The 4,372-nt window shown below is 31.5% G+C and carries 7 protein-coding genes; all 7 read left to right on the top strand.

The genetic code is table 11. The annotated features are described in order from the left end of the window. The first annotated feature begins 107 nt into the window (after window positions 1–107). The 7 genes from HNQ90_RS17800 (at window position 108) to HNQ90_RS17775 (ending at window position 4,277) form a co-directional block, all read left to right on the top strand. A complete protein-coding gene (locus tag HNQ90_RS17800; RefSeq protein ID WP_144118266.1) occupies window positions 108–530 on the top strand; it encodes a hypothetical protein in 423 nt (140 codons plus the stop codon). Between the two features lie 216 nt (window positions 531–746). Beyond that, window positions 747–1,205 carry a hypothetical protein gene (locus tag HNQ90_RS17920; protein WP_144118267.1) on the top strand — a complete coding sequence of 153 codons (459 nt, stop codon included), beginning with the start codon at window positions 747–749 and terminating at the stop codon, window positions 1,203–1,205. Between the two features lie 211 nt (window positions 1,206–1,416). Beyond that, on the top strand, window positions 1,417–1,599 hold the full coding sequence (locus tag HNQ90_RS17795) for a hypothetical protein (RefSeq protein WP_144118268.1): 183 nt from the start codon (window positions 1,417–1,419) through the stop codon (window positions 1,597–1,599). 27 nt (window positions 1,600–1,626) lie between these two features. Further along, on the top strand, window positions 1,627–2,046 hold the full coding sequence (locus HNQ90_RS17790; protein ID WP_144118269.1) for a hypothetical protein: 420 nt from the start codon (window positions 1,627–1,629) through the stop codon (window positions 2,044–2,046). A gap of 165 nt (window positions 2,047–2,211) precedes the next feature. Continuing rightward, window positions 2,212–2,763: a hypothetical protein gene (locus tag HNQ90_RS17785; protein WP_221279918.1), complete on the top strand. Its 552-nt coding sequence runs from the start codon at window positions 2,212–2,214 to the stop codon at window positions 2,761–2,763. 166 nt (window positions 2,764–2,929) lie between these two features. Next, window positions 2,930–3,286: a hypothetical protein gene (locus HNQ90_RS17780; protein WP_172625938.1), complete on the top strand. Its 357-nt coding sequence runs from the start codon at window positions 2,930–2,932 to the stop codon at window positions 3,284–3,286. A gap of 235 nt (window positions 3,287–3,521) precedes the next feature. Beyond that, window positions 3,522–4,277: a toxin-antitoxin system YwqK family antitoxin gene (locus HNQ90_RS17775; protein WP_144118271.1), complete on the top strand. Its 756-nt coding sequence runs from the start codon at window positions 3,522–3,524 to the stop codon at window positions 4,275–4,277. Window positions 4,278–4,372: the final 95 nt, after the last annotated feature.

The following is a 4,372-nucleotide window of genomic DNA, read 5'->3' as shown; positions in this document are numbered from 1 at the left end:
TGCTTAAATAAAGGTAGTTGCGTATTTGCTACATCTGAATTTCCTTCGGAAATTCCACGCACGCAAACACGCAACTATTCTTATACAAGACCGTTACCCAACATTTGATGAACGACAAGGAAATTGGAAAATTGATTAATGCATTACGCAGTCAAAAAAACTATGACGAAGCGTATATTGGATATTTCCAATATGGCGGAGGACCTGACGAAAGTTGTATAAAAGCGAATAGACAAGGACTTGAACTGCACGCTGCTGAACTTTTAGAGGCAGCACTTGAAACAGAAAAAGAATTTGAAAATGGAAAAATCAAAACGTTTGGACTTGACGAAGGAATATCAGACGAAGAAAGTGATTTTTTCTTTCACTACGTTGAGCTAAAAAAAGAAGCTCGAAATGAAATTAAGCCTTACCCTGATTATAAAGAAACGTGGAAAGACAAGTTGATTAAATATTTCTTTTTTGGAATTTTAATTGGATTAGGACTATTAATAATAATCGGAATTGTGACTGTAATATCGTGGATTTAAAAAAGAAAAAACGTTGGGTAACAATGTATAACCGCAATTACGGCGGATTCGACTACGTCAGAATCCACTCGGAATTGCTAACGTCCGTTCTCAACCGAAAAACTTCGTATATTTATCCGTAACTGACGGTTATACGAGACCGTTGTAGCACATATGAGAATAACCGCGGAAAACATAAAAAACAACTATCTAATTTTGATAATTAAGCTCTCAATATTGAGTTTATTTATAATCTCAATAGTTCGTGGAAAAGTAGAAACTTCAATTTATTGGAATTATGTTGCGGAAACTGGAAGCGGATTTCAAAACTATCTGAATGTACTAAAAGAAACATCATTTTTTAGACCTGCAATTATTCTTTTAATTCCACTAATTGGAATTTTCATAAATAAAAAAATTGGATGGATTTTAATTCAATCGTATTTCTATTTTCTGATTTCGAATTTGGCTTTTTCGGCTAAATTCATTGACTTAACTGACCAAACTCTGATTTTAATAAACGTTGTCGGATTCTTACTCTTGCTTCTGATAATCGTTCTTATGAATAAAAAGAAAATTAGGAATCTGATTTACGGAATCGAGAAAACGGAATTGATAAGCAAAAATGTTATTGCTTCTATTATAGGAATGTCAATAACAATTATTTTAGCGTTGATTAAAGCCAACGGAATTTGAAAAAAATACGTGCTACAACACCGTGTATAATTAATTGCTTTGGCAAGTGCTTATTTGGAAAATTCCTTCGGAATTTTCTCCCGTTCGTTTTTGTTTACTAAATTAGTTGCTTAAACACGCAACTAACCATACACAAGACCGTTGTGCGTCATTTGAGAAAAACCGAGAACATCAACAAAATTAAACACAAAAAATAAAATTTTTAGAATAAATGAATAACGGAGATTTAGAGGTTTTATGTTGTTTTTGTGGTCAAGATTCAACATTTAGTAAAGCGATTGAAATCACGATAGAATGTGACAAGCAAACAAAAGATGTTCAAGCAGTTTATGCTCACTCTAAATGTCTTGATAAGGTTTTACATAAAAGTGTTCCGAGAGCATTTGATTTATAAATTGGACTAAATATTCACAGGAATTTAATGAAAAAATGGATTTTAATAATTATTGGAATAATCCTGATTGGAATAATCGGAATTGGAATTAAAATCAACTCGGATTTGAATGAACTAGTGGAAGTTTTTAACTCTGAACATTCTTTAAACGAACCGAATTTGATAATTCTATCAGACTCAATTTCACCAAACAAAAAATATAAATACTATCAATATCAATTTGATAAAGGCGGATTAGGATATTCAAGCATTTTTTGGTCAGTCATCAAGAATAACGAAAATGACCTTGGTAAAGGATTATTTCCACAAGGATACAAAGTTATTGGCTGGGATATAAAAAACGAATTGATTTTAAAAAAGTCGATTCCAACGTCGGAATTAAAAGCTGTTACGGAATTGAAAAACGGAACGGAATTTAACGGAATAAAAATAAATATTGTGGAATAAAAACGAACGCACAACAACGTATATAATCCATTGCTAGTACTAGCCTACTTACGAAAATCCTCGCGGATTTTCTATCTGGTTTTTATTTGCTAAATTAGTTGCTTACACACGCAACGTATCATATACAAAACCGTTGTAAAACATTTGACCAAACAATACGCTGAATTGAAAAAACTCAAATCTGACTTCACGATAAACGAAATTGGAAAGTTCCAATTTTATAGCGGAATTGCAATCGGAATCGGATTTAGCTTAATTTTTAATTCATTATTTCGAGTATTTTTAAAAATGTGCAATGTTGGAGAAATTATCACAGACTTGAGCTGGTCGAATTTCTATAGTTATGAATTCTCAATTTATTATTTGACTTTAATTGGTTTTACTTCAGTTGGATTTTCATTTTGTTTCACAACTTATTTGTGGATGAGTAAACCTTTTGCGACTAACAGAAAGAAAAACATAAGATTGAGAATGGCTCAAACTAATACGATTTGGATTTTATTTGGAACATTATTTTTTCTTTTGCGATTGTTTTGGTTTTTTGCTGGAATAGATTTGACAATTGAAAAGGACTTTGCTTATTTGGGATTTATGTTTCCGATATTTATTTATTTGTATTGTTGGAATTTAATTTCGGATATTTATAAAAGTAAAAAAACGTTTCTTGTGACTTCGTTGATTGTAATATTTGTCGGTATTATATTGAGCGGAATTTAAAAATAATAAAAAACGTTTTACAACACCGTATAAAAAAAATTGCTAGTTTTAGCTAAACCAAAGTTAGTTGCTCGTTTGTTAGCTTCTGATTTTCCTTCGGAAAATCCTCGCACACAAACACGCAACTTTCCTTATACATAAACGTTAGCTTTAATTGTTCCGAAAAATGAAAATCGTAACCGAAAAAATAAATAGCGAACCAAATCATTCCATCTCGAAAAAGGATGTGAAAGCGATTATCGAAATTATTCCCAATGATTGGATTGGAGTTGCTCACATTTTTTCTATTTCGTCTCAACTCTTTGAGAATTCAAATTGGGACAGTCCGGTTATTCAGAATAATACAACATTTAAAATATTATCACGCGGCATTGACCGAAACGAAATAATAAAAGAATTACTAATTGAATTAGCTATTAGACCAACAAGAACGTATCCACCGAAAGGACATTCTTTGACAAAATCGCAACGGAAAAAATTGGAGGAATTGATAATGCCATATTATAATAAATTGACTGAATAAAACGGAATTATCACTCAAACGGAATTTGAGCAAGTTTGCGGAATTGAAAAGCGGAATAACAATAAAACGTGCTCACTCAAATGTGTCACAACTAAAAGCTAACAACGTGTATAAAAAATTGCTAAATTAGTGCTTAACCCAAGGTAGTTGCATTTTTGTTACGTCTGAATTTCCTTCGGAAATTCCTCGCACACAAAAACGCAACTTTCCATACACAAGACCGTTGTGGTTAATTATGAAGAGACTGACTTACATATTATTAACTTTAGTATTTATCAGTTGTAAATCTGAAAAAAAAGACATTTTTCAAGAATACAACGGAGAAATGGTTAAGGTGGAATTTATAGATTCTAAAGCCGATTCACTATTTACTGGTTTTGGCGGAGTGACTTATGAAAACGGAAAACTAAAATCGTTGTCTTACGTTAAAAACGGAGTGCCAGCCGACACGTTGTTTTACTATTACGAAAATGGAAAAATAAAGGAAAAAGGTTTGGTGGAAAACGGATTTCAAAAAGGCTGGTGGATTTATAACAGAGAAGATGGCTCTCTTAAAGAAAAATCTGAATGGTTAACGTTAAAAGATAGTTTGTATAAAAATCAATCGATATATTTCGACCAAAATGGAGAAGTTAAATATAAAAACAGTTCATTCTTCAACTTAAAAATACCAGATACAATTCAGGTCGGAAAAAATATAGCGAGTTTTAATTATAATTCAAATATTGACGTTTACAAAAAGTTAATGTATGTAGTAATTGAAAATAAGTACTCGGAAAGTGAAACAAAACTGGACACTTTTGGAATTGAAAATGATGACTATCGATTTGGAATATTTGGATATGAAAAAGGTAAACAAAATATTAAAGGACAAATTGTGGAGGAATTATACGAAATTAAAAATATTGGAAACGATTCGGCAATCGGAACTGTAAGCAATCACAAAAAATATTTTGAGAAAGAAGTTTATGTGTCGGACAAAAATAACTAACCACAACAAAGTATATAAAAAATTGCTAGTTTTACCTAAACCAAAGTTTGTTGCTCGTTTGTTAGCTTCTGATTTTCCTTCGGAAAATCCTCGCA

The organism is Algibacter amylolyticus (assembly GCF_014202225.1).
In the GTDB taxonomy this organism is placed as follows: Bacteria; Bacteroidota; Bacteroidia; order Flavobacteriales; family Flavobacteriaceae; genus Algibacter_B; species Algibacter_B amylolyticus.
The sequence above is the reverse complement of the archived record's forward strand: the minus strand, read 5'-3'. Positions and strand labels throughout refer to the sequence as shown.